We start from the raw sequence: 24,139 nt of genomic DNA, 5'->3' as shown, positions 1-24,139 counted from the left end.
GGTTCACCGCGGCTTGCGCAAGTGGATCGTCATTCCGCTCTGCAAGGAGGCATCCGGTGCAAGGCCGTTGTACGCGCACAGCTTGCTCAACTTCACGCCATGCTGCTGGCTGATGCTCCAGAGCGTGTCGCCGGCGCGAACTTCATGGGTTGCAGAGCGCTTGCTCTTGTTCAGCTTCGGTGAGAGGAAGACAACCTGCCCTTCTTCGAGCTTGGCGTCCTTGTCCATGTCGTTCCACCCTGCCACCCAGCCCGGCATGGTCTCCATGTCTTCCGCGATCTTGCGGATGGAATCACCGGCTTTGGCGCGGGTGAACTTCACGCGGCCTTCGAACTTCTCCACCGCGCGGCCGCTGCCAATGTTCACGGTCACTTCATCATCGCTGCTGCGCGACCGCTTGTCGCCACGCTCCTTCTTGGAGCCGCTGTTGCCTTTCGTTCCGCGGTCCTTCCTGTCGGTTGCCGCATCGGTGCTTTCGCGCTTGCGGAAACTGACGTCCTGCCCTTTGTCGAGCTTGTGCAGCTCATAGCGCTCGATGAGTTCGATGAGCTTGCGCGGGTAGTTGGGGTCAGTTGCGTAGCCCGCCTTCTTCAGTCCGTGCGCCCAACCCTTGTAGTCGGTGGTCTTCAGCTCGAACAGCGACGCATAACGCGAGCGTTGCAGGAACTTGCTGTGGTCCTCGAAGCTGTCGGCGGCATCCTTGTACTTGCGGAAGCAATCGTTCTTGCGGTCGTCGTCGTGGTACACCTTGCCGCCGTTCCAGTCGGGCGTGCATTTGATACCGAAGTGATTGTTGCTGGCCCGCGCCAGCTCGCTGTTGCCGTTGCCGCTCTCCAGCAGTCCCTGCGCCAGGGTGATGCTGGCCGGAATGCCGTGCTGCTTCATCTTCTGCACCGCCACGCTCTTCCAAAGTTCGATGTACTCCTCGGCCGTCAGGCGGTCGCCGGGGCCATCGGGCGGAGGGGCGGCCTGGGCAAAAGCGGGAAGGGTCAGCAGCAGGTACACCGCGACCGGTCCGGTTATCAACGATCGAACAAGGCTGGTGGGGAACATGGTGCTGGAGCGGGAACCCAAACCTACCGGGGCCGAGCGGGTATTATCCACAGCCTGTCCACCGGCCCATCAACGATCGGGCGTGAATAGAACGCAGCCCCCAGCAGGCCCTATTGCGCAGCACCCCGACCTTCGTGGCCGTGACAAAGCCGCCCGAACAGGAAGAGAACCCCGAACGCACCGAGCGGCTGCGGCGAATGGGTTTCGAGCCCGGCGACTACTACTTCGCCGAGAACGGCTACATCGTCTTCACGGAGCAGTACCACCTGAAGCGTGGTCATTGCTGCCAGAGCGGCTGCAAGCACTGCCCGTACGGGTTCCACGGGAAGCGGAAGAAGGGGAAGGTGGGCTGAGGCAGCGCGGGTGAGGGTCCGGACGGTCTACATTCGTTCAACCCTGGCCGATGCGACACCTGAGCTTGTCCTTTCTAATACTATCAGCTGCCGCTTCAAGCGCACAAGACTGGGCATTGCTGAACCCGGCATACAAGTACAACTACTCCAACGACGGCACCGACACCATCAGCAACCAGATCTTCGTTACGGACATCGACACGTTGGGTCCCGACAGCTTCCTCTACCATCTGAACAGGATCGGGGTGGTATGCGATACGTGCCCGGCAAGTTTGGGTGGGCCGTGTGATGGATGCTACGTCCGCATCGATCAACCACAATTTCTTGGTCTGAACTGCACTCGATCCGGCGATGACTGGTTGGTGAACCACATGGACACGTTTCTGATCAAGAGCGCCGCAGGGGTCGGCACCACTTGGATCTTCGAGCCGAACTCCGGAGTCACCGCAACGGTAATTTCTCGCTTGCCTGGTAACGTTTTCGGCCTGCCAGACACACTTGGCCGCATAGCACTGAGTACTGGGGACACTCTTGTGCTCAGCAGATCATTCGGGCTATTGAACTTCCCCCATGCCGGGATCCCATACGGCTTGCTCGGAGTGGAAGGAGCTGATGTTGGGGTGTTGTTCCCCGATCCGCTGGATTACTTCGACTTCCAAGCTGGGGATGAACTGACATACGAGGTGATCAGCGCCTACTGGTTTCCTATGACATCGAACGCAGCTTCAATAAGCGACTTTTGGAGCGTTCGTATCGAAGGACGCTCAGACGTCGGCGATTCGGTGATCTACTCAACGTCTTTCGCGATGGTCAACGGAAACGTTCAAAATGGGAGCTTGATAGGCGAGCCTGTCTGGCCCATGCCAATCGGTAGTTGGCATTTCGGACGAACGAGCGTTCTTCTCGACCACCCCATCATTGGTTCGTATCCGGGCATGATCATGGATACTAGCATTTGTTGGGTACCCGGAAACAGCGGGATCAACACCGGCTATGTGAGCACATACAAGCTGAACCAAGATGGGCATCGGATGATGCGTTCACACGCTTTCAACTTCACGAACTGGGGCGAACCAGCTTGCGGCTTCGATTTTGACGAGGAACTACAACCTGGATTGCACCCCTCATTGTCGACGCCTGTAGATGCCTGGTATGAGGAGAGTCTTGGGCTGCGGCGCGTTCAGTATCGAGCGACCAATGGCGTTGAACTACGCGTCGAACTCGTTGGCGCGATCATAGGTGGTGACACCGTTCTTCATGCTCCTTCTATCACTTGGAATGTTGGCCACGAAGAGGCGATGCAATCAAATCCACTTTAGCCCCCAACCCATCGAAGGACTCTTTCTCCCTGACTAGCGCTGAGATGGGTGCGACAGTCAGACTGCACGACATCCGAGGCCGATTGCTCCGTTCCGTCCGTATCACGTCGGAGCGACAGCCGATCGACATTGCCGATCTGGATATTGGAGTCTACTTGGTGCGCGTGAATGACGCCCCACCCCAACGTCTCGTGGTCGCTCGCTGATCAGCTCGAACTGGCGATCTTCGCCACATGTCCGTCACAGCAATTTCAAGCGACCTCGCTCGCTTCCAACGAACCGTCCTTGAAGGCATCCCCGATGTCCTTCCCCCTACGCGCCCGCTCGACCCCGGCGTGAGCCACGCGCCCAAGCGCAAGGACATCCTCACCGCCGAAGAGAAGAAGCTGGCCCTGCGCAATGCCCTGCGCTACTTCCACCCGAAGCACCACGCCACGCTGGCGCCCGAGTTCGCGGAGGAGTTGAGGGAGCACGGCCGCATCTACATGTACCGCCTGCGTCCGGAGCATCCGATGCACGCGCGGCCGATCGACCACTACCCAGCCAAGAGCAAACAGGCCGCAGCCATCATGCTGATGATCCAGAACAACCTGGACCCGGCCGTGGCACAACACCCGCACGAGCTGATCACCTACGGCGGCAACGGCGCGGTGTTCCAGAACTGGGCACAATACCGCTTGGTGATGAAGTACCTGAGCGAGATGACCGACGAGCAGACGCTGGTGATGTACAGCGGCCATCCGCTCGGCCTCTTCCCCAGCCACCGAGACGCACCGCGCGTTGTGGTGACGAACGGGATGATGATCCCCAACTACAGCAAGCCAGACGACTGGGAGCGTTTCAACGCGCTCGGCGTAACGCAGTACGGCCAGATGACCGCCGGCAGCTACATGTACATCGGTCCGCAAGGGATCGTGCACGGCACCACCATCACGGTGCTGAACGCCATGCGCATGTTGCGCCAGCGCAATTCCTCCTCCCCCACCGGGGGAGGCCGGGAGGGGGTCATGGGGCTCTTCGTCACTTCCGGATTGGGCGGCATGAGCGGCGCGCAGCCCAAGGCCGGCAACATCGCAGGCGTGGTGACCATCTGCGCTGAGGTGAACGCCACCGCGGCCCACAAGCGCCACAGCCAGGGCTGGGTGGATGCGGTGATCACCGATGTGGACGCATGCATCGATGCCGCGCTCGTCTGGCAGCGGAAGGGTAAAGCACACAGCATCGCCTTCCTCGGCAACATCGTGGACCTGTGGGAGCGCCTCGCTGCGCGCAAGACCAAGGTGGACCTCGGCAGCGACCAGACCAGTTTGCACAACCCCTGGGCCGGTGGCTACTACCCAGTGGGCCTCAGCTACGAGGCGAGCAACGCGCTGATGGTGCAGGACCCCGCCGCCTTCAAGCAGCGCGTGCAAGAGACCCTGCGCCGCCACGTGACGGCAGTGAACACGCTCGCGGAGAACGGCATGTACTTCTTCGATTACGGCAACGCCTTCCTGCTGGAGGCGGGTCGTGCGGAAGCCGATGTTTTTTTACATAAACCGCATTCCTCCTCCCCAACCGGGGGAGGTCGGGAGGGGGTGCCTTTCCGCTACCCCAGCTACGTGGAGGACATCATGGGGCCGCTCTGCTTCGACCACGGCTTCGGTCCGTTCCGCTGGGTGTGCACCAGCGGCGACGCGAAGGACCTGGCCACCAGCGATCGCATTGCCGGTGACGTGCTGGAGGCCATGTTGAAGGAGGCGCCCGCCGCGATAAGCCAGCAGATCGCGGACAACCTGCACTGGATCCGCAGCGCGCAGCAGAACAAGCTCGTGGTGGGCAGCCAGGCCCGCATCCTGTACGCCGACAGCGAAGGCCGCATCCGCATCGCGCAGGCCTTCAACGAGGCCATCAAACGCGGCGAGATCAGCGCGCCCATTGTGCTGGGCCGCGACCACCACGATGTGAGCGGCACCGACAGTCCCTACCGCGAGACCAGCAACATCCGCGATGGCAGCCGCTTCACCGCCGATATGGCCGTGCAGAACTTCGTGGGCGATGCGTTCCGTGGCGCTACGTGGATCAGTCTTCACAACGGCGGCGGGGTGGGCTGGGGCGAGGTGATCAACGGCGGCTTCGGCATGGTGCTCGATGGCAGCGCGGACAGCGATCGCCGATTGAAGAGCATGCTCTTATGGGACGTGAACAACGGCATTGCACGCCGTGCCTGGGCCCGCAACCCGAACGCGGTCTGGAGCATCGAGCAGGAGATGAAGCGCACCCCATTGCTGAAGGTGACCCTGCCGAACGAGGCCGATGATGGACTGGTCGCGGCGGTATTGAGCTAAGGGACAAAACGTGAAAGCCGACCCAACCCGCGGCAAGCATCCCGCGTGTATGTGGTCAGAAGCCAAAGACACAAACACTCTTCAACATGTTGAACACACTACGCTCACTGCTCGTCGGGGCCATCTTGCTGGTCGGCGCGACGGCCTCGGCCCAGTACCCTTACTGGTGGTCCGTTTCGGGAACCATTGCCGGGTGTTATCCCGGTCAAGTGGTAACCATTTCGACCATCCAAGGCACCATGCCCCAACTGTCGGTAACGGTCCCGGTCGATTCCGCCACTTGCACGTTCTCTGCAACCTTGGGCATCAGCAGTGTTTGGGGCATGATCGAACTAAGCACCATGTGCGGCGGGGCGATCATCACGGACTACGACTCCGCGTCGTTCAACTTCCTCTTGGACACGGCTTACACCAGTGTGTCATGGGCATGCAATGGTGGCAACCTGGACTGCTTGGGGATACCCAACGGCCCGAACGTAACTGGTGCCTCCTGCGATGATGGGAACCCCAATACAGTGGGTGATACGTGGCTACCCGGCTGCGTATGCCAAGGGAGCATCTGGAACGGTTGCCAGGCTGCGTTCAGCATTCAGCAAACCTCTCCATGGAACATCACCACCACCAATCAAAGTACCGGCGTTCCTGTTTTGACCTATAACTGGTGGATGCCCGACGGTAGCCAGAACACCCAATTCGAACCGACCTTCACCTTCAACGCCTCTGGTGTTTATGCCATGTGCCTCTCGATCACGGATGGCGGCGGTTGCTCGAGCAGCACTTGCGATACGATCTACGTGGACAGCTTGGGCATCGTGAGCAACAATATCCCCTGGTACGACTGCATGGGCATCCTTTGGGGCCCGAACACTCCTGGTTCGCCTTGCGATGATGGCGACCCCAACACCTTAGGCGACGCTTGGACGAACATGTGCGCCTGCGTCGGACAGGGCGGCGGCCAAGTGGACTGCTTGGGCATCCCCGGGGGCAACAACATGCCGGGAACCGCCTGCGTGGACAGCATCGGTGGTATGATCGTTACGGGGATCTGGGACCTCAACTGCACCTGTGTTACGAACGGCTTGGTGGATTGCTTGGGCTTGCTCAATGGCCCCAACATGCCCGGCACCCTCTGCGACGATGGCGACAGCCTCACTGTGCAGGATACCTGGAACGCGAACTGCGTGTGCACTGGTGTGGTACTGAACGCGTACGACTGCAATGGCCTGCTGAACGGCCCTGCCATGCCGGGCACTCCCTGCGATGACAACGACCCGCTCACGAGCAACGATATGTGGGATGCCAACTGCATTTGTGCGGGAAGCAACAACGCGCCATGCCAGGCCGGCTTCTGGGTTATGCAAGGCTTCACCGTGGACAGCCTGAACAATCCGCAGCCCATCCCGAACGAACTATGGATCTGGAACCTGAGCAGCGGCGGCAGCGGTGCGTACGCCTACTTCTGGAGCTTCGGCGACGGCACCAGCAGCACCGACCCCTTCCCCACTCACCAGTACGCCAACGGTGGGCCCTATTCGCTCTGCTTGACGATCGATGACGGCGCTGGCTGCACGAGCACCTACTGCGATTCCGTTTTCGTGGACAGCAACGGTCTCTACACGGGCTTCAGTGGTGGCAACGACCAGCGCGACCAGGGCTTCACCATCAATGTGCAGAACGGCATCCAGAGCGTGGGTGACCTGAACGTGAACGGTGGCCTTGCAACGTGGCCGAACCCGACGACCGACGAGCTGAACATCGCGATAGTGGACGCCATTGGAGGCAATGCACGCATCGAATTGGTTGACGCCAACGGTCGCGTGGTGCTGAGCGAACAAACCCGAGTGGCAGGTGGACGCAGCCAGCTCGTCATCGGTACGCAGGAGCTTGCGCCAGGTCTCTACATGCTGCGCATCAGCAATGGTGAGCGCGTGCTGAACCAGCGCATTGTGAAGGGGAACTGAGGTTGTTTCAAAGGTTGGTAAGAAGGGCATCCCGATCCGTCGGGGTGCCCTTCCGACCATAACAGCGGCATGGAAAAGAGCCTCATCGAACGGTGCATCCGCAAGGAGCCGAAAGCGCAGTACGAACTGTACCGCGCCCTGCACCACATGATGATGGGCATCTGCACCCGCTACGAACGGAACAAACAGGACGCCGTGGCCACCATGAACGCAGGGTTCCTGAAGATCCTCGAGCGCATCGGTGAACGGCGCCCCGAGGTGCCCTTCGATGCGTGGGCGCGGCGCATCATGATCAACACGGTCATCGACGCGTTCCGCCGCAACAAGGAGCGCAAGGCCACCGAAACGCACGACGGACCATTGGAAAGCTCCGATCAGGCCGATGCCAACGACTACCTGAAGAACATGGAGGCGGAAGCCTTCGCCGAACTGCTGCTGCGACTACCACCTATGTCGCGCAGCGTGTTCAACCTGTTCGCCGTGGACGGATACAGCCACGCCGAGATCGCCACGATGCTCGGCATGAGCGAAGGCACCAGCAAGTGGCACGTGAACCACGCGCGCGGCATCCTGCAGCGCGCCATCCTGGAGGTGGCCCACAGCCGCTCCGCAACACTCGCCGTGAAATGAAGCACGAAGAGCAATTCGATGAACTCGCCCGCTGGAAGCTGGCGCAGCGCGGGTTCACGTTCGATGAAGCGCATTGGGAAGGCGTGCATGCCGCACTCGATGCCCAACGCAAGCGTCGGCCTGCTGCATGGCTGTGGGCCGCGGCCTTGCTTCTTGTGGGTGGTGGCGCACTTTGGTACGGGACACAGGAGGACAGTACGATGGCGGGAACACAGGCCTCACCCGGTACTGTGGAAGTCGAAGGCACGAAGTCGGTTCAAGCTGCTCGAACACCCGTTCAGGTGGATGCCGTGTCCACGGCCGCTGTGACCACAGCGACTGAGGCCGTCGGGGGAACGGCGGGAACGCGGGCACAAACGACCGGAGGGCCAACCGAAAAGACCGTGGAAGCAGTTGGATCAGCACCAGCCCCCGCTCCAGTAGCGGCAAGCGAGAAGCGCAGCGCCCCTTTAGCGCAAAATGCAACTACGAACGCCGCAACCCTGGAGGTAAATGCCGGGCTCCTTACTGTGGCCGACCGCCCGTTGGAAAGCGGGATCAACGAGGATCTCTCCGGCGCGGGAACGAACATCGAATCAAAACAGGATGCACGGTCCGCAACCAACGGAATGGACCAGACCGGTGTGCTTGAGGAACCACTGCAAGTCGCACCGCCGCCGAACGCCGAGCCGGTCACGGTACCACAAGACGGCGCCCATCAGCTTGAGGTGGCCGCTGCACCAGAGGCCGGGATCGAATTGGTCGACAGCAATGCCGTGGTCGTAGCAACAACTTCACTGGACAGTGCGGTTGTGCCTGATGTGATCCAGCCACCGAGCAAACGACCGGGGCCTCTGGAGGCCACGTTGTGGGCGGGTCCTTCCTGGGCGAACAACAAGTACTCAGGTGGCACGAGCACCGAGTGGATCGGCGGCGTTAGCGGCGAACAGGCTTGGGATCTCGGTGGCGAGTTGATGGTGATGCGGCGCAACTTCGGCGTCGGCCTTGGTGTGCATTACGCCAGCTACAAAGAGCGCTTCAGCCAGGATGAAGTATTACGGCACCAACAGGAGTTACGGAACTCATACTTCTTCAACACGATCGACACAACCGTAACGATCGTCATCGACACGGTGATCCAGAACGATACCATGCATTTCGTGACCCAGCAGGTGAACACCACCATCAATGTGCTCGATTGGACCACGGACACCACAGTAACCACCATCCGTGAGCGAGAGGCGGTGGCCACGCGCAACGTTGCCAGCTACTTCGAGATCCCCTTGCTGTTGGATGCGCACCTTGCGCAAGGCCGATGGCGTGTGGGTCTGCGCGGCGGTCCGACGGTCGGCATCCTCAGCGGTCATCGCGGTCCGCTCCCGGGGTCAAGCGATGGCGGAACCGTTCCGTTCACCGACATGGTATTCGGGTACACGGCGCGGGCCTACGTGCGCTACAGCCTTGGTACCGCTTGGTCCATTGGTATCGAACCCGGTGTTCGAGGGCACTTCGGCAATGCGCTGGGCAGTGGCGATGTCATCCGCCACAGCAGTTCAATGGGCGTGTTGTTCGGCCTTTCCTATCGGTTCCGCTGACCAGCCGACTTGTCGCGACCTTTGCCGTGCGCCATTGCCAAATGCTCCTGCGCGCAACGGATGGCTGACATTGATGGTTTGAGCACCCGCTCCGTGAACGGGCATGTGCAGGCCGTAGTGGAAATACCGGCGGGCAGCAGCGATAAGCGCGAGTACGACCCGGCAACACGGTCCTACCTGATCGGCATGCGCAACGGATCACCGCGGCGCATCAAGTACCTGCCTTACCCGGCCAACTACGGTTTCATCCCCGGTACCATGGCGTCCAAAAGCAAGGGTGGCGATGGCGACGCACTCGACGTCTTCGTCCTCTGCGCGGCCCTGCCCACCGGCACTGTGCTGGAGATCGAGCCCATCGGGATCATCGAGCTGATCGATGCAGGCGAACGCGACGACAAGGTGATCGCGCTGCCACTTGACCGCTCGTTGCTGACCATGGACGTTGACGACCTCGAAGAACTGCCCACCGGCGTGCGGGACATCCTTTGCACGTGGCTCACCAATTACGACCCGATGGACGGTGCGCGTGTCGCGAGCGTTGGAGGAAAGGCCGAAGCGCTGGCGGCCATTGCACGTTGTAGCAGCCGCTGATCATCCACGCAGCTCAGCACCCAGCTCTTTCTCGAAGGCTGCGCGGATCCGTGCCATCGCCTTGTCCACCTGGTCATCCGTAAGCGTCTTGGAGGTGTCAAGCAAGTGGAAGCTCAGTGCATAGCTCTTCTTTCCCACAGGCAGCTTCCCTCCCTCGAACACATCGAAAAGATCCACCGAGCGCAGCAACTTTCGCTCACTGGCCAAGGCAACGTCCTTCAAGCGCTCGAAGGTCACGGAGCGGTCCAGCAACAAACTCAGGTCACGGCGTACCGCCGGGAACTTCGGCACTTCGGCATAGGTGGTCCGCTTGGCGCTGATCAGGTTTACCAGCGGTGCGTACGATAGTTCGGCAAAGTGCACGTCCCGGGACAGGTCGTAGGAGGCACGGATCTCCGATCGCACAGTGCCGATCGCACCCACCTGCGAATTCCCCGTCCTCACTTCCACCGCATTGCTCAGTAGCGCATGGTCCATGGGAACGAACCGCACATCGGTGGCACCGGTGCGTTCCAACAACAGTTCCACCTCGGCTTTCATGTCGGGCAATTCCACGGCCTTGTCACCGGCCCGCCAGCGGTCGCGTTCCTGCCGACCGGTCATGACCAATGCACAGCGTTCTTCCTCAACGGTGATGCCGTTCTTCACGGCATAGGCCCGGCCGTTCTCGAATAAGCGCAGATCGCGCTGCTGGCGCGCCGAGTTGTGCGCGGCGGTCTGTATCAGCCCGAACAGCAGGTTGGGCCGCAGTGCATCCAATTCCGTGCTCAGTGGGTTCTGCAGCACCACAACTTCAGTAGTACCTGCAGCGCCTGCCTTCACCGTAGCACCGCCGTTCACCAAGGATGGGTTCATGGTCTCACGGAAACCGCGCGCGGCCAAGTGCTGCGACACGCGTTGCTGCACACCGTCGAGCGAAACCCCGGCGTGCTGTAGAGCTGGCATGTTCAACCGCTCGGGCAGTGGCACGCGATCGAACCCGATGATGCGCACCAGTTCCTCCATCACGTCAACCGGTCGCGTTACGTCCGTCCGGTACGGGGGCACCTCCACCACAACCCCGATCGTCGTTCGTTCCACGATCCGCATGTCCAACGCGGAGAGTGCTGAACAAACCTCGTCGCCGGTGAGTTCAGTACCAATGAAGGCATTGATGCGATCGAACCACAGTTCTACACGGGCCCAAACTGAAGCGTTCGCTACGATGTCCGTAATGGGCGATGAGACCCTGGCTCCCGCGACTTCCGTGAGCAAGAGGGCCGCGCGCTTCAGTGCATAAACGGTGTTCTCGGGATCCACACCGCGTTCAAAGCGGAAGGATGCATCCGTGTTCAATTGATGACGGCGCGCTGTTCTGCGCACGGAGGCCGAACTGAAACAAGCGCTTTCCAAGAACACGCACGTGGTGCCTTCGCCTACGCCGCTTTCAGAACCACCGAAGACACCTGCAATGCACGCCGGCTTCACCGCATCGGCGATCACAAGATCATCGGACGAGAGTTTGCGCTCCTTGGTATCAAGCGTAACGAACACCTCACCGTTCCCGGCATTGCGGACAACCACACGGTCGCCCTCCAACTTGTCCGCATCGAAGGCGTGAAGCGGTTGTCCCACCTCATGCTGCACATAATTTGTCACGTCCACCACATTGTTGATGGGCTTCAGTCCGATGGCCTTCAGCCGGTCCTGCAACCAAGTTGGTGAGGGCCCCACTCGCACTCCGGTGAGCGTCAGTCCGGCATAGCGCGGGCAAGCTGCAGGCGACTTCACCTCTACCTGCAGCGCTCGTGCGTCGTCATCCTGCTTGAAGCCGTCCACGGAAGGCCACAGCACCTTCGCGCCTGCTGCCCGCCGCACATTGAGGGCCGCCACCAGATCGCGCGCGACACCGGCGTGGCCCAACGCATCCGATCGGTTCGGGGTGAGGCCGATCTCCAGTACATGATCGGTCTTCAGCCCAAGGAAAGTCGCCGCCGCAGCGCCGACCGGGGCCGCGGGATCGAGCACGATGATGCCGTCATGGCTGTCCCCCAAGCCCAGTTCATCCTCGGCGCAGATCATGCCGTTGCTTTCAACACCACGGATCTTGCTCTTCTTGATGGTGATGCTACTACCATCGTTCATGTGCAGCACACTGCCCACCGTGGCCACCAGCACCTTCTGGCCCTCGGCCACGTTCGCTGCTCCACAAACGATGCCGACCGGCGCGTCGCCGCCGAGATCAACGGAACAAACGCTCAGCCGGTCCGCATCGGGATGTTTCTCGCGCTTCAACACATGGCCCACAACAACACCTTGCAACATGCCCTTCACCGGCTCCAACAATTCCACACTTTCAACTTCGAGGCCAGTGCTGGTGAGCACATCGGCCGCCTGCTGCGGAGTGATGTCCGTATCGATCAGTGAGCGGAGCCAATTCCAGGAAATGCGCATGGCGGTGGTTTGGGAAAACGGGCTTTGAAAGCCGCGCGAATGTAGGAGCGCGTCCAGTCCCCATTTTCGCAACGTGATCAAGCTGCCCGTACCGACGCTCGAAGGCCTCACCACGGATCGGTTGCTGTTCGGCCGACCTGTCGCGGACGATGCTTCGTGGTGGATGGAATACATGAACGACCCGGGGTCCATCCGCTTCATGCCGTTCACCTTGGGCAGCAGCGCTGATTGTGCGTTCTTCCTGCAGCGCTCCCTGGACAGGATGGTAGCCGATGGTTCCGGATTGCATGCTGTTCTGCTGAAGGGAACGGAACGGCCCGTGGGAATGATCGGGCTGTTGACACAGAGCGTGGATGAAGTGGACGAACTGGAGGTGGGCTACCACTTGGTGCCATCCGCCACGGGTATAGGGTATGCGGCTGAGGCTGCCGCGGCCTGCAAAGCCTTCGCGCAACGGCACGAACTTGCGCCCTCGGTCATTTCGCTCATCGACCCCGGGAACCTGAAGAGCCAGGCGGTGGCCCGGCGCAACGGCATGCACTTCGAGAAGCACACCGTGCATCGCGGTGTGCCCGCCATGGTTTTTAGGGCCACGTTCTGACGGATGATAGTTTGGCCCTCGATGAAGCTCCGGCGCGGAACGATCGTTTTCATGGTGATCTATGCCCTTGCAACCGGTGGATGCATCCTGGGCCGTTCCCGTGGCTGGCACGCATTGGAGTACGTGTGCAAACCGCTGCTCATGATCTCCTTGGGCATATGGTTCTACATCCGGAGCAGGCGCTATGGTGATCGTTTCACCTTGCTTGTGCAAGCGGGTTTGTTCTTCTCTCTTCTTGGCGACGTGATGCTCATGTTCGACCATGTGGATGGGTTCTTCTTCCTGATCGGTCTGGCTGCGTTCGCCTTGGCGCATTTGTGCTACACCGTCGCTTTCGCGCAGAACATCTTCGAAGCCGAAGGCACTGATGGGCTTGTGCTGGGCTCGGTGCTGGGGGTGGTGCTATTGCTGGCCGGCATTTTCGTGGCCAATTACTTATCAAGGCGATTGGACCAGGACCTGTTGGTGCCTGTTCTCGTTCATGCCGGGGCGATCACCCTCATGGCCATAGCCGCAGCCTTCCGATACCAGCGGACCTTCGCCAGGAGCTTCCGCATGGTCATGCTCGGCGCGTTGCTTTTCATGCTCAGCGACACGTTGCTCGCCAACGATCGTTTCGTTTCGCCGGGCACGGTCCACCCCGCCTTCGTGATCCTGGCGTATGCAGTTGCCCAACTGCTCATCGCCGTGGGCTGCTTGGCGCATATCCTGGACCCCGACAGCATCCGCAAGAAGGCGGCTTTGGACGCCTAGCCGATCCTGCCCCACACGGCCTTGTCCTTCATCTGATCACGCAGGGACCCGGCCGTACGCGCGTGCTTCGGATCGCGTAGACCGGGGTCGGCATCAAGCATACGTTGAGCATAGCGGCGGGCCTGTTGCAACAGTTCAGCGTCGGCGATCAGGTCGGCCAGGTGCAGTTGGGGTATACCGCTCTGCTGCGTGCCCATGATATCGCCCGGCCCCCGCAGCCGCAGGTCCACTTCGCTGATCTCGAACCCGTCCTGGGTGCGCACCATGGTTTCGATGCGCGTGCGGCTGTCGTTGCCCAAACGATCACCGGTCATCAGGATACAGCAGCTCAGTTCGGCCCCACGACCGACACGTCCGCGCAACTGGTGCAGTTGTGCCAACCCGAAGCGTTCGGCGTTCTCGATCACCATCACACTGGCGTTGGGAACATCCACACCCACCTCGATGACCGTGGTGCTGACGAGGATGTCCGTCTCACCCTTCTTGAAGCGTTGCATCTCGAACTCCTTGGCCTCCGGCTCCATGCGGCCATGCACAATGCTCACGGCGTACAGGGGCGATGGGAACCGGCGCACCATGCTCTCGTAGCCGTCCATCAGGTCCTTCAGCTGCAGCTTCTGCTCAGCGGCCGGGTCCTGTTTGGTGCTCTCTTCGATGAGCGGATAAACAACGTACACCTGGCGCCCTCTCGCGATCTCCTGTTCCATGAAGTGCAGCACGGCGTTGCGCGCGGCATCGGTGCGGTGCACGGTCTTGATCGGCTTGCGGCCCGGCGGCAGTTCATCGATCACGCTCACGTCGAGGTCGCCGTACAGCGTCATGGCCAATGTGCGCGGAATGGGTGTCGCGGTCATCACCAGCACATGTGGCGGCACAACGGCCTTTGCTTGCATGCGGGCGCGTTGCGCCACACCGAAGCGGTGCTGCTCATCGATGACGGTGAGCCCAAGCTGCTTGAACTTCACACGGTCCTCCAACAAGGCATGCGTGCCCACGAGGATGTGCACATCGCCGCGCACCAACGCCGCCAACAGCCCCTTGCGCTCAGCCGTTGGTGTGCTGCCTGTAAGCAAGCGCACCTGCAAGGGCATGCCCTTCACGAAACGGCCCAAGGTGTTGAAGTGCTGCTGCGCGAGGATCTCCGTGGGCGCCAATAGCACGGTCTGGAAACCATTGTCGAGCGCGATGAGCATGCTCAGCAAAGCCACCAACGTCTTGCCGCTGCCCACATCGCCCTGTAGCAAGCGGTTCATCTGTTTCCCACTGCCCATGTCGGCCCGGATCTCCTTCACAACCCGCTTTTGCGCGTTGGTAAGGGAGAACGGCAGATGCTCTTTGTAGAACGAGTTGAACAGATCGCCCACCTGCCCGAACACATTGCCCTTCACGTCGCGTTGCATCAGCACCTTTTGCATGAGCAACTGGAGCTGGATGAAAAAAAGCTCCTCGAACTTCAACCGTCGCACGGCGGTGTCGAGGCCGGACTGGTCGCGTGGCAGGTGCACTTGGCGCAACGCCTCTTCCTTGGACATGCCTCCGAGCACGGCCACGAGCTCCTCCGTCAACGTCTCCTCCACTTGACCGGCCAACTGGGGCAGCAATACCTGCTGGAGTTTCCAGATACCCCGGCTGTTCAAGCCCTTTGCAGCCGCCTTCTCCGTGGTTGAATAGACCGGTTGCAGTTGAGCCTGGCCCGCTTGCTGCCATTGCTCGGCCGCCTCGATCTCAGGGTGCGCAATGTTGAATTTGTCGCGGAAGCGCGAGGGTTTCCCGAAGACGATGTACTCACCGCCTTCCTTCAGCACGGGCTGCAACCAGCGGATGCCTTTGAACCAGACGAGTTCCATGGCCCCGGTGTCATCGGTGAGCCTGGCCACCAACCGCTTCGCCTGCTTCTCGCCCACCGTCTTGATGCCCGTGAGGCGGCCGCGCAATTGGACCTGCAGCAGTTCTTCCGTCACCTCGCCAACGGTGTGGAACCGGCTCCGGTCCACGTAACGGAACGGATAGTGCCGGAGCAGATCGCCGAAGGTGCCGATGACCAGCTCCTTGCGCAGCAGCTCCCCGCGCTGGGGGCCCACGCCCTTCAGGTACTCGATGGGGGTATCGAGGAAGGCTTGCACGGGGTGAAAGATCGCCAAGCCTTCGTCCCCATCGCTATGTCATCGGTCGACCACCGCGTGCTCGCGAATGCTCCCTCCCACATGCCGCACCAGAGCGAAAACCATGATGAGCATCGCACCGACCAGCAGAGTGGTCCCCCAGGTTGTGGGGTGGTCTGCCGGGTGAAGGAGGCGATCACCGATCACCGTGAACAAGGCACTTGGCCGCGTGGCCACTTCCCATGAATTCCAACGGAGGAAGCGTCCGAGGTAGATTCCGAAGCCGCAGAGGAACAGCACCAAGCCGTGGATGACCACCACCCATGGCCGCCTCAGAACACCGAGCAGTACACGCTCGGCGCAGACCATGGAGAGATAGCCCAGCATCAGACCGGTGAGCGCGAAAGCGAGCAACATGGTAAGGTCGTACCAGACCGGTATGGGCGCCCTGGCCTTGAGGTGGAGCAGGTCCGTGAGGATATAGGGAGCATTGGGCAGGAAGAGCAGCCAAGGCCCCAGGGCCAGAAGGGCCGCATACTTCCAACCAGCCTTGCTCACCGCCAGGGCCAAAAGGGAGAACACCAAAGGAGCCAATGCCAGAAGCAGGTTCCAGGAGAGAAAGTAGAACGAGGTACGGCCGCTCCATTCGAGCCGTCCTGCCAGCAAGGCCAGGCAGAACCCGATGGAGAGAAGGACCCAATTCGCTGGAGGCGCGAACCTGAACAGGGCAGCAGAGGTGGAGCGGTGCATGACGGTCTTTGCCGCACTAACGCAACCGCAACGTCTTCTATTTCAACACGCGACCGGTCACCGGGGCATCTGGTTCATGCACGTCGTCCAACCAAGACAAGGCCCAAGAGCACCAGCGCAATGGTGGCAGCGAACCAGAACCAGCGTGCATATGTCCGGGACTTCGCGGACCCGGCATCCAACAACCTCCTGTAGTGGACGTGGGTCTGGGAAAGGCTGTCAGCGTAAAACTGCTCAGTGATGGCCAGCTGTCCGGTCAATTGGTCCAAGCTGACGTTGCCGCTGGTCCGGGCAAAGTCAACGGATGCATCAACATGGTGCTTCATGTAGTCCAAAGCCCTGTCGCTCCGGCCCGCGCGTTCGTTCAGGCGGTACAGCACTTCGTAGAGGTCCGCGACATCCCTCTTGGCGCCGATGAGCTTTGAAAGCGCCAAGCCGGCCAGCGCATGCTCCTCTGCCGTCGCCAGATCTCCGGTGGACAATGCTGCCGAAGCGATGCGTCCATGCACAAAGGCCATCCACGGCCGATTGTTCAGCCCCGTGAGCAAGCTCAAGCCGCTCTCATAGTCCTTTCGGGATCCATCCGTACGACCCAGTTCTTCCAGCACCCCCGCTCTTCCCACTATGCCCTGTGCCTGCAAGAGCGCGTCATCCGCGGCCATCGACAAAGCGATCATCGTGTCATAGGTGGCCAAGGCGTTCTCGTATGCACCGCGCATGCAGAGGACGCGGGCCATCCCGTGCACAGCGAGGGCCTCCGCCTTGCGGATGGATGCCGCGCTCGCGATCGAGCGGCTTCGTTCAAAGTGGCCAAGGGCAACATCGATCTGTTCGCGCTCCGCGTTCAAATAGCCCAGAGCGTACTCACAACGCGCCATGAGCTTGGGCTCGGAGAGCACCACCTCCGACCTCATCGTCCGGTCCAGCAGCTCCGTTGCTGCGGAGTAGTTGCCGAGCACAACATTGAGCGTTGCCATGCGCTCCAAGCAAGCCGCAGCATCAGAACCCATTCCCAGTGCATCGAAACGCTCCATGGCCGAGCGGTAATGGGCCAATGCGCAATCCGCGTGCCCGGCCAGGTTCAATGCGCTCCCCATATCGCGATCAGCCATCGCCGCCCACTTGGACCCGGCAAGTGGCAGCGCTAGGGCGTATTCCTTCCGGGCCAGTGGCAACGCAGCCGTGCTGCTTGCCCGAACAAGACTGTCCACGGCGTGGGCCAGCTCGATCAGTACAGCCGTATCGGGCGCAACGGTTGGAGCAGTGCCTGTTCCGGTCTGGGCCAACGCATGCATTCCACCCAAGGACCACGGCAGTAGGCCTTGCAGCATCAAAAAGATCGCTCTCGTCATTCCGGTCGCCCTCGCTGGCAGATAAGTGCGCTTTGGATGCACCACGGTCAGATGGCCCCGTGACCGAGCAACAAAGCAGGCTCTTCGAGCAGTTGTTTGAACGTATTGAGGAATACCGCACCAGTAGCCCCGTCAACGACACGGTGGTCGCAGCTCAGTGTCACCTTCATCGTGTGGCCTGGCACGACAGCGCCGTTGCGAACGACGGGCTTCTCCAGAATGCCGCCAATGGCAAGGATGCACGCATCCGGTGGATTGATGATGGCGGTGAATTCCTCGATGCCGAACATGCCGAGGTTGGAGATGGTGAAGGTGTTGCCTTCCCAGTCCTGCGGTTGCAGTTTCTTCTCCTTGGCCTTCTTCGCATACTCCCGCACTTCAGCGCCGATCGTCCGCAATGGCTTGCCATCGGCAAAGCGGACCACGGGCACCAACAGTCCTTCTTCCACGGCCACGGCAACGCCGATGTGCACGTGCTCATTGAAGCGGATGCGATCTCCCAGCCACGAACTGTTCACTTTGGGATGGTGCTTCAGCGCAACGGCCACAGCTTTGATCACCATGTCGTTGAACGAGACCTTGTCCGGTGCGATGCTCGAGTTGATGGCCTCCCTCACTTGCATCGCCCGCGACATGTCGAGCTCGATGGTGAGGTAGAAGTGCGGAGCGGTGGATTTGCTTTCGGCCAAGCGCTTGGCGATCGTCTTGCGCATCTGGCTCACGGCCACTTCGGTGAAGCGTTCCACCTGCGGACCGCTGAAACCCGCAGCCCCGCCTGTGAAACCCTCAACGTCTGCTTTTGTGATGCGCCCATCGGGACCACTGCCCCGAACACGACCGATATCGATGCCCTTCTCCTCCGCGAGGTGCTTTGCCAGGGGACTCGCCTTCACCCGGCCGTTCGCAGCGGGGGCAGCAACGGGAGCGGGGGCGGGTTTCGCCGTAGGCGCTGGTGCTGCGGCTGCAACTGGTGCTGGTGCTGCTGATGGGGCAGGTGCTGGAGCAGGTGCGCTCTCGGCTTTCTGCGTCTTGGGTTGTGCACTTGCGGCTTCGGCGAGCAGTGCGGTGATGTCCTCCCCCTCCTTCCCGAAGATGGCCAACAGCGAATCGACCGGTGCGGTCTGGCCCTGCTGCACACCGATGTGCAGGAGCGTGCCATCGAGGTAGGCCTCGAACTCCATGGTCGCTTTGTCGGTCTCGATCTCAGCGAGGACGTCGCCGCTCTTCACCTTGTCGCCCACCTTTTTGTTCCACTTGGCGACAACACCTTCGGTCATGGTGTCGCTCAACTTGGGCATGCGTACGATCTCGGCCATGGTCGTTGTCGTTTGTTCACCACAGAGGCACAGAGGTCACGGAGGTCGTCTTCCCTTCTCTGTGCGCTCTGTGCCTCTGTGGTGAAGGCATTTTCAGTCCTTGATGAACGGGTAGTCCGGTGTCTTGTAAACGTCGTTGTACAACTCTTCGGCGGCCGGTAACGGGCTGCTCTCGGCGAACTTCACGGCTTCCTCCACTTCCTTCTTCACATCCTCGTCCCACTTCTCGAGCTCGGCCTCATTGCTCCACTTGTTCTGTAGGATGATCTTGCGCACGGATTCTATGGGGTCCTGCTGTTTGTACTCCTCCACCTCTTCTTTGGTGCGGTACTTCTGGGGATCGCTCATGCTGTGCCCGCGGTACCGATAGGTCTTGATCTCCAGCAGGTACGGACCGTTGCCTTCGCGGCAATGCGCACAGGCCTTGGCGATGGCTGTGTGCACGGCTTCGCAGCTCATGCCATCCACTGGTTCACCCGGCATGTCGTAGCTCTCGCCCAGCGTGTACAGTTCGCGCACGTTGCTGGTGCGCTCCACGCTGGTCCCCATGGCGTATTGGTTGTTCTCGATGATGAATACCACCGGGAGCTTCCAGGTCATGGCCATGTTGAACGTCTCGTGCAGGATGCCTTGGCGCACGGCACCATCACCCATGGAGCAGAGCGTAACACTGTCGTTGCCCTTGTACTTGTCCGCGAAGGCGATGCCCGCACCCAGACCGATCTGCCCGCCCACGATGCCGTGGCCACCGAACAGGTTGCGCTCCTTGTCGAAGTAGTGCATGCTGCCGCCCTTGCCCTTGCTGGTGCCGGTGGTTCGGCCGTAGAGTTCGGCCATGACGTTTTTCGCAGGGGTCCCCAGCACGAGCGGGTGCGCGTGGTCGCGGTAACCGGTGATGACCTTATCGCTCTGTTTGATGGCTGTTATCATCCCGGCAAGGATGGCCTCCTGTCCGATGTACAGGTGGCAGAACCCACCGAACTTCTGCATGGTATAGAGCTGGCCGGTCTTCTCCTCGAAGCGGCGCATGAGCAACATGTCCTTGAACCAACGCAGGTAGGTCTCCCTGGTAAAGGTGCTGCTCGCTGGAGCCTTGACGGTCTTGGCCGGGGCCGTTTTCGTGGGCATGAGAGGATGTTCGCGTATGTCGGCTTCCGCGTTCGGGCCAAATATAGCCGGGGCTTTCAGGGGCTTCCGGCCGCGGTCACTTCAGGTACCCTGCGTCAAAGCTCAATGGCAAGAGGCTCTCGGCACTGGCCAGTTCAAGCACTTCACCGCCCGGTGAACCGAGCAGGATGCGCAATGGTCCGCCTTGGCGACGTTCCTGCTCCACCAGAGCCTGCCGGCAAATGCCGCACGGCGGGATGGGATCCTTGCCTTTCGCCTTCGGGACCACAACCGCGATCACGTCGACATAGGCGGACGGTGAAAGCGACATGCAGGCGTGCAATGCAGCCCGTTCCGCACAAATGCCCGCCGGGAAGGACGCGTTCTCCTGGTTGCTGCCAATGGTCATCCTGCCGTCGGTGGTGCGCAAAGCCGCGCCGACCTTGAACTTGCTGTACTTGGCGTAGGCCTTTCTGGCGGCAGCTTGGGCAGCCAACAGCAGGTCGCGATCGCTGGCTGGGAGGCTCTTCCAACTTGGATGCTCCAGATAGATGAGCCGGTAGGTCCGTTGTCTTGCCATTTCAGAGGGTGCCGAAGGTAGTCCGCCGGTGCCATGGGCCTTGGCGCGCCCGGGGTTTCTAAGTTCGCGGCCCGGCCATCGTGGACAAGCAAACGGTCATCACCAATTTCCAGCCCATTTCCCTGAAGGAGATGGACGGCGTGCAGCTGCTCACACGCACCGATACCAAGTACGTGTTCGCCGAACGTGATCTGGCCACCGTCCTGCATCAACTCCAACCCCACTTCCGATGTTTGGAGGTGGATGGAAAGCGCGGAACGGATTACCGGTCTCTCTACTTCGATCGCGCGGACGACAGGAGCTACTTCGACCACCACAACGGCCGCACGTTCCGCAGCAAGGTGCGTTTCCGTGAGTATGTGGGCAGTGGGCTTTGCTATTTGGAGGTAAAGCGCAAGACCGGTCGCGGCGCTACAGACAAAGCACGCCGCAAAGTGCCCACGATCCCCACCGAGCTGGATGCGGAGCAGCAGGCCTACGTTGAAGCGAAAAGCGGCATGCAGGGTCCGTTCGAGGCCAAGCTCTGGAACTCGTTCACGCGCTACACCTTAGTGCATAGGTCGAGGCCCGAGCGGCTCACCATCGACCATTCGCTGCGCTTCACCAGCGCTGATGGTGAACGTTCGCTGGAGGGGATCTGCATCGCCGAACTCAAGCAGGAGCGGGCGGACCGTTCGTCACCATTGGTGGAGACGATGCGATCCATGGGCTACCGGCCCGCAGGCATGAGCAAGTACTGCATCGGCATGGTGCTGCTGCACGCCGACATCAAACACAACAACTTCAACGAAGTGCTGCGCAAGCTCCACCGGTTGCAACGCGCCGCCTGATCGCACACCATGAAAGAGATCGAATTCCTCGGCTGGAAGCTCTTCCACGACGACTTCAAGGAGCTGTTCTTCAAGTTCAGCATCGACCTCTTGGTCGTTTATGTGCTGATCCGGCTCATCTACTATCCCATTCACCGGAAAAAGGATTTCCTCTTCACTTACTTCCTGTTCAATGTGCTCATCTTCTTCCTGTGCGGACTGCTGAACAGCGTGAAATTGAGCACCGGCTTCGCGTTCGGGCTGTTCGCCATCTTCAGCATCCTGCGCTACCGTACGGAGCAGATCAGCATCAAGGACATGACATACCTGCTGGCGGTCATTGCAGTGGCGGTGGTGAACGCGCTTTTCGGAAAGAAGGTGAGCTTGGCGGAGTTGTTCTTCACCAATGCCGTCATCCTTGCAACCACTTATATCCTGGAACATCTATGGCTCACGCGCCATGAGGCCATGCGCCTTGTCAACTATGAGAAGATCGAATTGATCCAAAGTGCACGGCGCGAGGAACTGCTCGCTGACCTTGGCAAACGGCTGGGCATCAAAGTGAGCCGTGTGGAAGTGGGCAAGATCGACCTGTTGCGCGACACGGCCCAGCTGCGTGTGTTCTACTTCGAGGACGAGCAGAGCCACGGAACCTTCACCGAGATCCCCAAGGACAACGACGACTAGACTTTCTTGATGAGCGCCACGGCGTAGGCGCACACACCTTCCTGCCTTCCCACGTATCCGAGCTTCTCGTTGGTGGTGGCCTTTATGCCAACGGCATCCTCGGCCACGCCCAGCAACGGCGCAATAGCGGCGCGCATGGCCGGAATGTGCGGAGCGATCTTCGGTTTCTCCAGCACCAAGGTGCTGTCCACATTGCCTACGCGCCAGCCGGCGGCGTTGATCAACCGCACGACTTCTTTCAGAAGGATCTTGCTGTCAGCACCTTTCCAGCGCGCATCGGTATCGGGGAAGTGCTTGCCGATGTCACCGAGCCCTGCGGCACCCAGAAGCGCGTCGCAGATGGCATGCAAGAGCACATCGGCATCGCTGTGCCCAAGCGCACCAAGATCGGCCGGAACGAGAACACCGCCCAGCCAGAGCTCGCGGCCCTGCACCAGGCGGTGCACATCGAATCCTTGACCGATGCGGATGTCCATCAACCCTCGTCGGTGTCCTTCTTCTTCTTGTTGGCGCCGAAGTTGAAGCCCAGCGTGAAGCGGAGCGTGTTGGCCAACGGGCTCTGCACGGTGGTGGCGATCAAGTACGACAGGTCGATGGCGAAGACATTGTAACGCAGGCCCGCGCCCAACGTGAAGTACTTGCGATTGCCCTTGGTGGCATGCTCCCAGAAGTAACCGCCGCGGAAAGCGAACTGCTTGGCGTACCAATACTCGAAACCACCGCCCAGGTTGATCTCGCGCAGTTCCTCGTTCGTCTTGCTGCCGCTCTCCACCTGCACGTTGCCGTTGTCGTCATAGTACACGTTGCCGGGTGCATCACTGAACGAACCGAAGATGCCGGTGGCCACACCCACGTTGGGGTCTTGGCCGCTGGCGATCACGAAGTCGCCGTCGTCATCGGTGGCGATGACCTGGTTCCCGGTGGCCGTGTCTTCCTCCATCAGGTAAACCGGCGGTGTGGGCACCAGAAGCTTGTTCGCATCAATGTTGAACGCGATCGAGTTGTAGTCGTCCAGTTCCACTTTCAGGCAGGGGCCCAAGCGCAGGTTGATGGGGATGAAGTCCGTCTCGCTCGTTTCGGTGTAGCGCATTTTGGCACCGATGTTCGAGATGTTCAACCCGAAGTTGAACTCGGCATCCTTGCCGCCCAATTGCATGTCACGGTCCGTGTAGAAGAAGCTCACATCAGCCGCAACGCTCTGGCCGGCCTTGCTGTTGGCACCCTGCACACTGATGCCACCAGTGAGGTTGCTGTTCACGTAACGGATGGCGATACCACCGCTGAACTTGTCGCTGAACTGCTGCGCCAGAGCGGCATCAATGGCGAACTCGGTGGGCTTGAAATCCCGGATAACGGCGCCATTGACGTCGGTGAACGTGATGTTACCGAGGGAGAAGTAGCGCAGCGAAGCACCGGCTGCAGTACGGCTCTTCTTGTCGCCCAGCTTGCTGTAGAAGGCGAGGTAGGCCAGGTTCATGTCCGGCACCAGGTTCCGCAACCAAGGCGAGTACGACAAAGCGAATTGGGCCTTGTCCTCGGCGAAAGCCAGCTTGCTCGGGTTCCAATGGAGGGCGTTCACATCGGGGCTCACGGCCACACCGGCATCGCCCATGCCCCCTGCGCGGGAGTCGGGGCTGATCATCAGGAACGGCACGGCCGTGGTGATGGTGTTCAAGCGGTCGCCACAGTTCTGCCCGGCGATCTGGTTGGCGCAGTCGGCGGTCAACTGGGCCGCGCCGGATAGGGCAATGAACAGGGCGGCCGAGGCCGGGAGGATGCGCGTCATCAGGGAGGTTCTGTGAAAAGGACGGCGAATATACGTTCGTGCAGGGGGGCTTATT

At 60.7% G+C, this 24,139-nt stretch carries 22 protein-coding genes; 12 read left to right on the top strand and 10 right to left on the bottom strand.

Annotation, left to right across the window (positions count from 1 at the left end):
* Nucleotides 1-3: 3 nt before the first annotated feature.
* Nucleotides 4-1,053, bottom strand: coding sequence for a glucosaminidase domain-containing protein (locus IPJ76_13545; GenBank protein QQR85625.1), 1,050 nt, complete (start codon nucleotides 1,051-1,053; stop codon nucleotides 4-6).
* Nucleotides 1,054-1,250: 197 nt separating this feature from the next.
* On the opposite strand from IPJ76_13545, the gene IPJ76_13540 reads away from it, so the two are divergent.
* From IPJ76_13540 to IPJ76_13505, 8 genes are all read left to right on the top strand, one after another.
* Entirely contained in the window at nucleotides 1,251-1,406 is a 156-nt protein-coding gene (locus tag IPJ76_13540) for a hypothetical protein (GenBank protein QQR88465.1), read from the top strand.
* Nucleotides 1,407-1,456: 50 nt separating this feature from the next.
* The gene (locus IPJ76_13535; protein ID QQR85624.1) at nucleotides 1,457-2,725 is read left to right on the top strand and encodes a hypothetical protein; all 1,269 of its coding nucleotides are present in this window, start codon (nucleotides 1,457-1,459) and stop codon (nucleotides 2,723-2,725) included.
* Complete coding sequence (locus IPJ76_13530) at nucleotides 2,680-2,931, top strand: T9SS type A sorting domain-containing protein (protein ID QQR85623.1); 252 nt, start codon at nucleotides 2,680-2,682, stop codon at nucleotides 2,929-2,931. Before IPJ76_13535 ends, IPJ76_13530 begins: the two co-directional genes overlap by 46 nt.
* A 27-nt stretch (nucleotides 2,932-2,958) precedes the next feature.
* Nucleotides 2,959-5,052 (top strand): urocanate hydratase, encoded by a 2,094-nt coding sequence (locus tag IPJ76_13525; GenBank protein QQR85622.1) that lies wholly within the window; start codon nucleotides 2,959-2,961, stop codon nucleotides 5,050-5,052.
* Nucleotides 5,053-5,138: 86 nt separating this feature from the next.
* A complete protein-coding gene (locus tag IPJ76_13520) occupies nucleotides 5,139-7,013 on the top strand; it encodes a T9SS type A sorting domain-containing protein (GenBank protein QQR85621.1) in 1,875 nt (624 codons plus the stop codon).
* A 69-nt stretch (nucleotides 7,014-7,082) separates the two neighbouring features.
* Nucleotides 7,083-7,643: an RNA polymerase sigma factor gene (locus IPJ76_13515; GenBank protein ID QQR85620.1), complete on the top strand. Its 561-nt coding sequence runs from the start codon at nucleotides 7,083-7,085 to the stop codon at nucleotides 7,641-7,643.
* Nucleotides 7,640-9,217, top strand: coding sequence for a hypothetical protein (locus IPJ76_13510; protein ID QQR85619.1), 1,578 nt, complete (start codon nucleotides 7,640-7,642; stop codon nucleotides 9,215-9,217). Before IPJ76_13515 ends, IPJ76_13510 begins: the two co-directional genes overlap by 4 nt.
* A gap of 78 nt (nucleotides 9,218-9,295) precedes the next feature.
* Nucleotides 9,296-9,808 carry an inorganic diphosphatase gene (locus IPJ76_13505; protein ID QQR85618.1) on the top strand — a complete coding sequence of 171 codons (513 nt, stop codon included), beginning with the start codon at nucleotides 9,296-9,298 and terminating at the stop codon, nucleotides 9,806-9,808.
* Here the strand turns inward: IPJ76_13505 and IPJ76_13500 are convergent, their stop codons facing one another.
* On the bottom strand, nucleotides 9,809-12,241 hold the full coding sequence (locus IPJ76_13500) for a phenylalanine--tRNA ligase subunit beta (protein QQR85617.1): 2,433 nt from the start codon (nucleotides 12,239-12,241) through the stop codon (nucleotides 9,809-9,811).
* A 73-nt stretch (nucleotides 12,242-12,314) separates the two neighbouring features.
* Between IPJ76_13500 and IPJ76_13495 the strand changes: the two genes are divergently transcribed.
* Nucleotides 12,315-12,842 (top strand): GNAT family N-acetyltransferase, encoded by a 528-nt coding sequence (locus IPJ76_13495; protein QQR85616.1) that lies wholly within the window; start codon nucleotides 12,315-12,317, stop codon nucleotides 12,840-12,842.
* 21 nt (nucleotides 12,843-12,863) lie between these two features.
* Nucleotides 12,864-13,595: a lysoplasmalogenase gene (locus tag IPJ76_13490; GenBank protein ID QQR85615.1), complete on the top strand. Its 732-nt coding sequence runs from the start codon at nucleotides 12,864-12,866 to the stop codon at nucleotides 13,593-13,595.
* Here the strand turns inward: IPJ76_13490 and recG are convergent.
* The 6 genes from recG to IPJ76_13460 form a co-directional block, all read right to left on the bottom strand.
* A complete protein-coding gene (recG, locus tag IPJ76_13485) occupies nucleotides 13,592-15,718 on the bottom strand; it encodes an ATP-dependent DNA helicase RecG (protein ID QQR85614.1) in 2,127 nt (708 codons plus the stop codon). The two genes, IPJ76_13490 and recG, sit on opposite strands and share 4 nt — an antisense overlap.
* 39 nt (nucleotides 15,719-15,757) lie before the next feature.
* The gene (locus IPJ76_13480; protein QQR85613.1) at nucleotides 15,758-16,447 is read right to left on the bottom strand and encodes a DUF1361 domain-containing protein; all 690 of its coding nucleotides are present in this window, start codon (nucleotides 16,445-16,447) and stop codon (nucleotides 15,758-15,760) included.
* 74 nt (nucleotides 16,448-16,521) lie between these two features.
* The gene (locus IPJ76_13475; protein QQR85612.1) at nucleotides 16,522-17,778 is read right to left on the bottom strand and encodes a hypothetical protein; all 1,257 of its coding nucleotides are present in this window, start codon (nucleotides 17,776-17,778) and stop codon (nucleotides 16,522-16,524) included.
* Between the two features lie 68 nt (nucleotides 17,779-17,846).
* Nucleotides 17,847-19,115 (bottom strand): pyruvate dehydrogenase complex dihydrolipoamide acetyltransferase, encoded by a 1,269-nt coding sequence (locus IPJ76_13470; protein QQR85611.1) that lies wholly within the window; start codon nucleotides 19,113-19,115, stop codon nucleotides 17,847-17,849.
* Nucleotides 19,116-19,208: 93 nt separating this feature from the next.
* Nucleotides 19,209-20,243, bottom strand: coding sequence for a pyruvate dehydrogenase (acetyl-transferring) E1 component subunit alpha (pdhA, locus tag IPJ76_13465; protein ID QQR85610.1), 1,035 nt, complete (start codon nucleotides 20,241-20,243; stop codon nucleotides 19,209-19,211).
* Between the two features lie 76 nt (nucleotides 20,244-20,319).
* Nucleotides 20,320-20,802, bottom strand: a complete 483-nt coding sequence (locus tag IPJ76_13460) for a cytidine deaminase (protein QQR85609.1) — start codon at nucleotides 20,800-20,802, stop codon at nucleotides 20,320-20,322.
* An 80-nt stretch (nucleotides 20,803-20,882) separates the two neighbouring features.
* Between IPJ76_13460 and IPJ76_13455 the strand changes: the two genes are divergently transcribed.
* Complete coding sequence (locus IPJ76_13455; protein QQR85608.1) at nucleotides 20,883-21,632, top strand: polyphosphate polymerase domain-containing protein; 750 nt, start codon at nucleotides 20,883-20,885, stop codon at nucleotides 21,630-21,632.
* 9 nt (nucleotides 21,633-21,641) lie between these two features.
* A complete protein-coding gene (locus IPJ76_13450; GenBank protein QQR85607.1) occupies nucleotides 21,642-22,298 on the top strand; it encodes a DUF4956 domain-containing protein in 657 nt (218 codons plus the stop codon).
* Here the strand turns inward: IPJ76_13450 and IPJ76_13445 are convergent.
* Both IPJ76_13445 and porV read right to left on the bottom strand, forming a co-directional pair.
* Nucleotides 22,295-22,774 (bottom strand): 2-C-methyl-D-erythritol 2,4-cyclodiphosphate synthase, encoded by a 480-nt coding sequence (locus IPJ76_13445; GenBank protein QQR85606.1) that lies wholly within the window; start codon nucleotides 22,772-22,774, stop codon nucleotides 22,295-22,297. The two genes, IPJ76_13450 and IPJ76_13445, sit on opposite strands and share 4 nt — an antisense overlap.
* Nucleotides 22,774-24,084, bottom strand: a complete 1,311-nt coding sequence (gene porV, locus IPJ76_13440) for a type IX secretion system outer membrane channel protein PorV (GenBank protein ID QQR85605.1) — start codon at nucleotides 24,082-24,084, stop codon at nucleotides 22,774-22,776. Before porV ends, IPJ76_13445 begins: the two co-directional genes overlap by 1 nt.
* Nucleotides 24,085-24,139: the final 55 nt, after the last annotated feature.

Source organism: Flavobacteriales bacterium (genome assembly GCA_016699575.1).
Lineage (GTDB): Bacteria > Bacteroidota > Bacteroidia > Flavobacteriales_F > PHOS-HE28 > PHOS-HE28.
The sequence above is the reverse complement of the archived record's forward strand: the minus strand, read 5'-3'. Positions and strand labels throughout refer to the sequence as shown.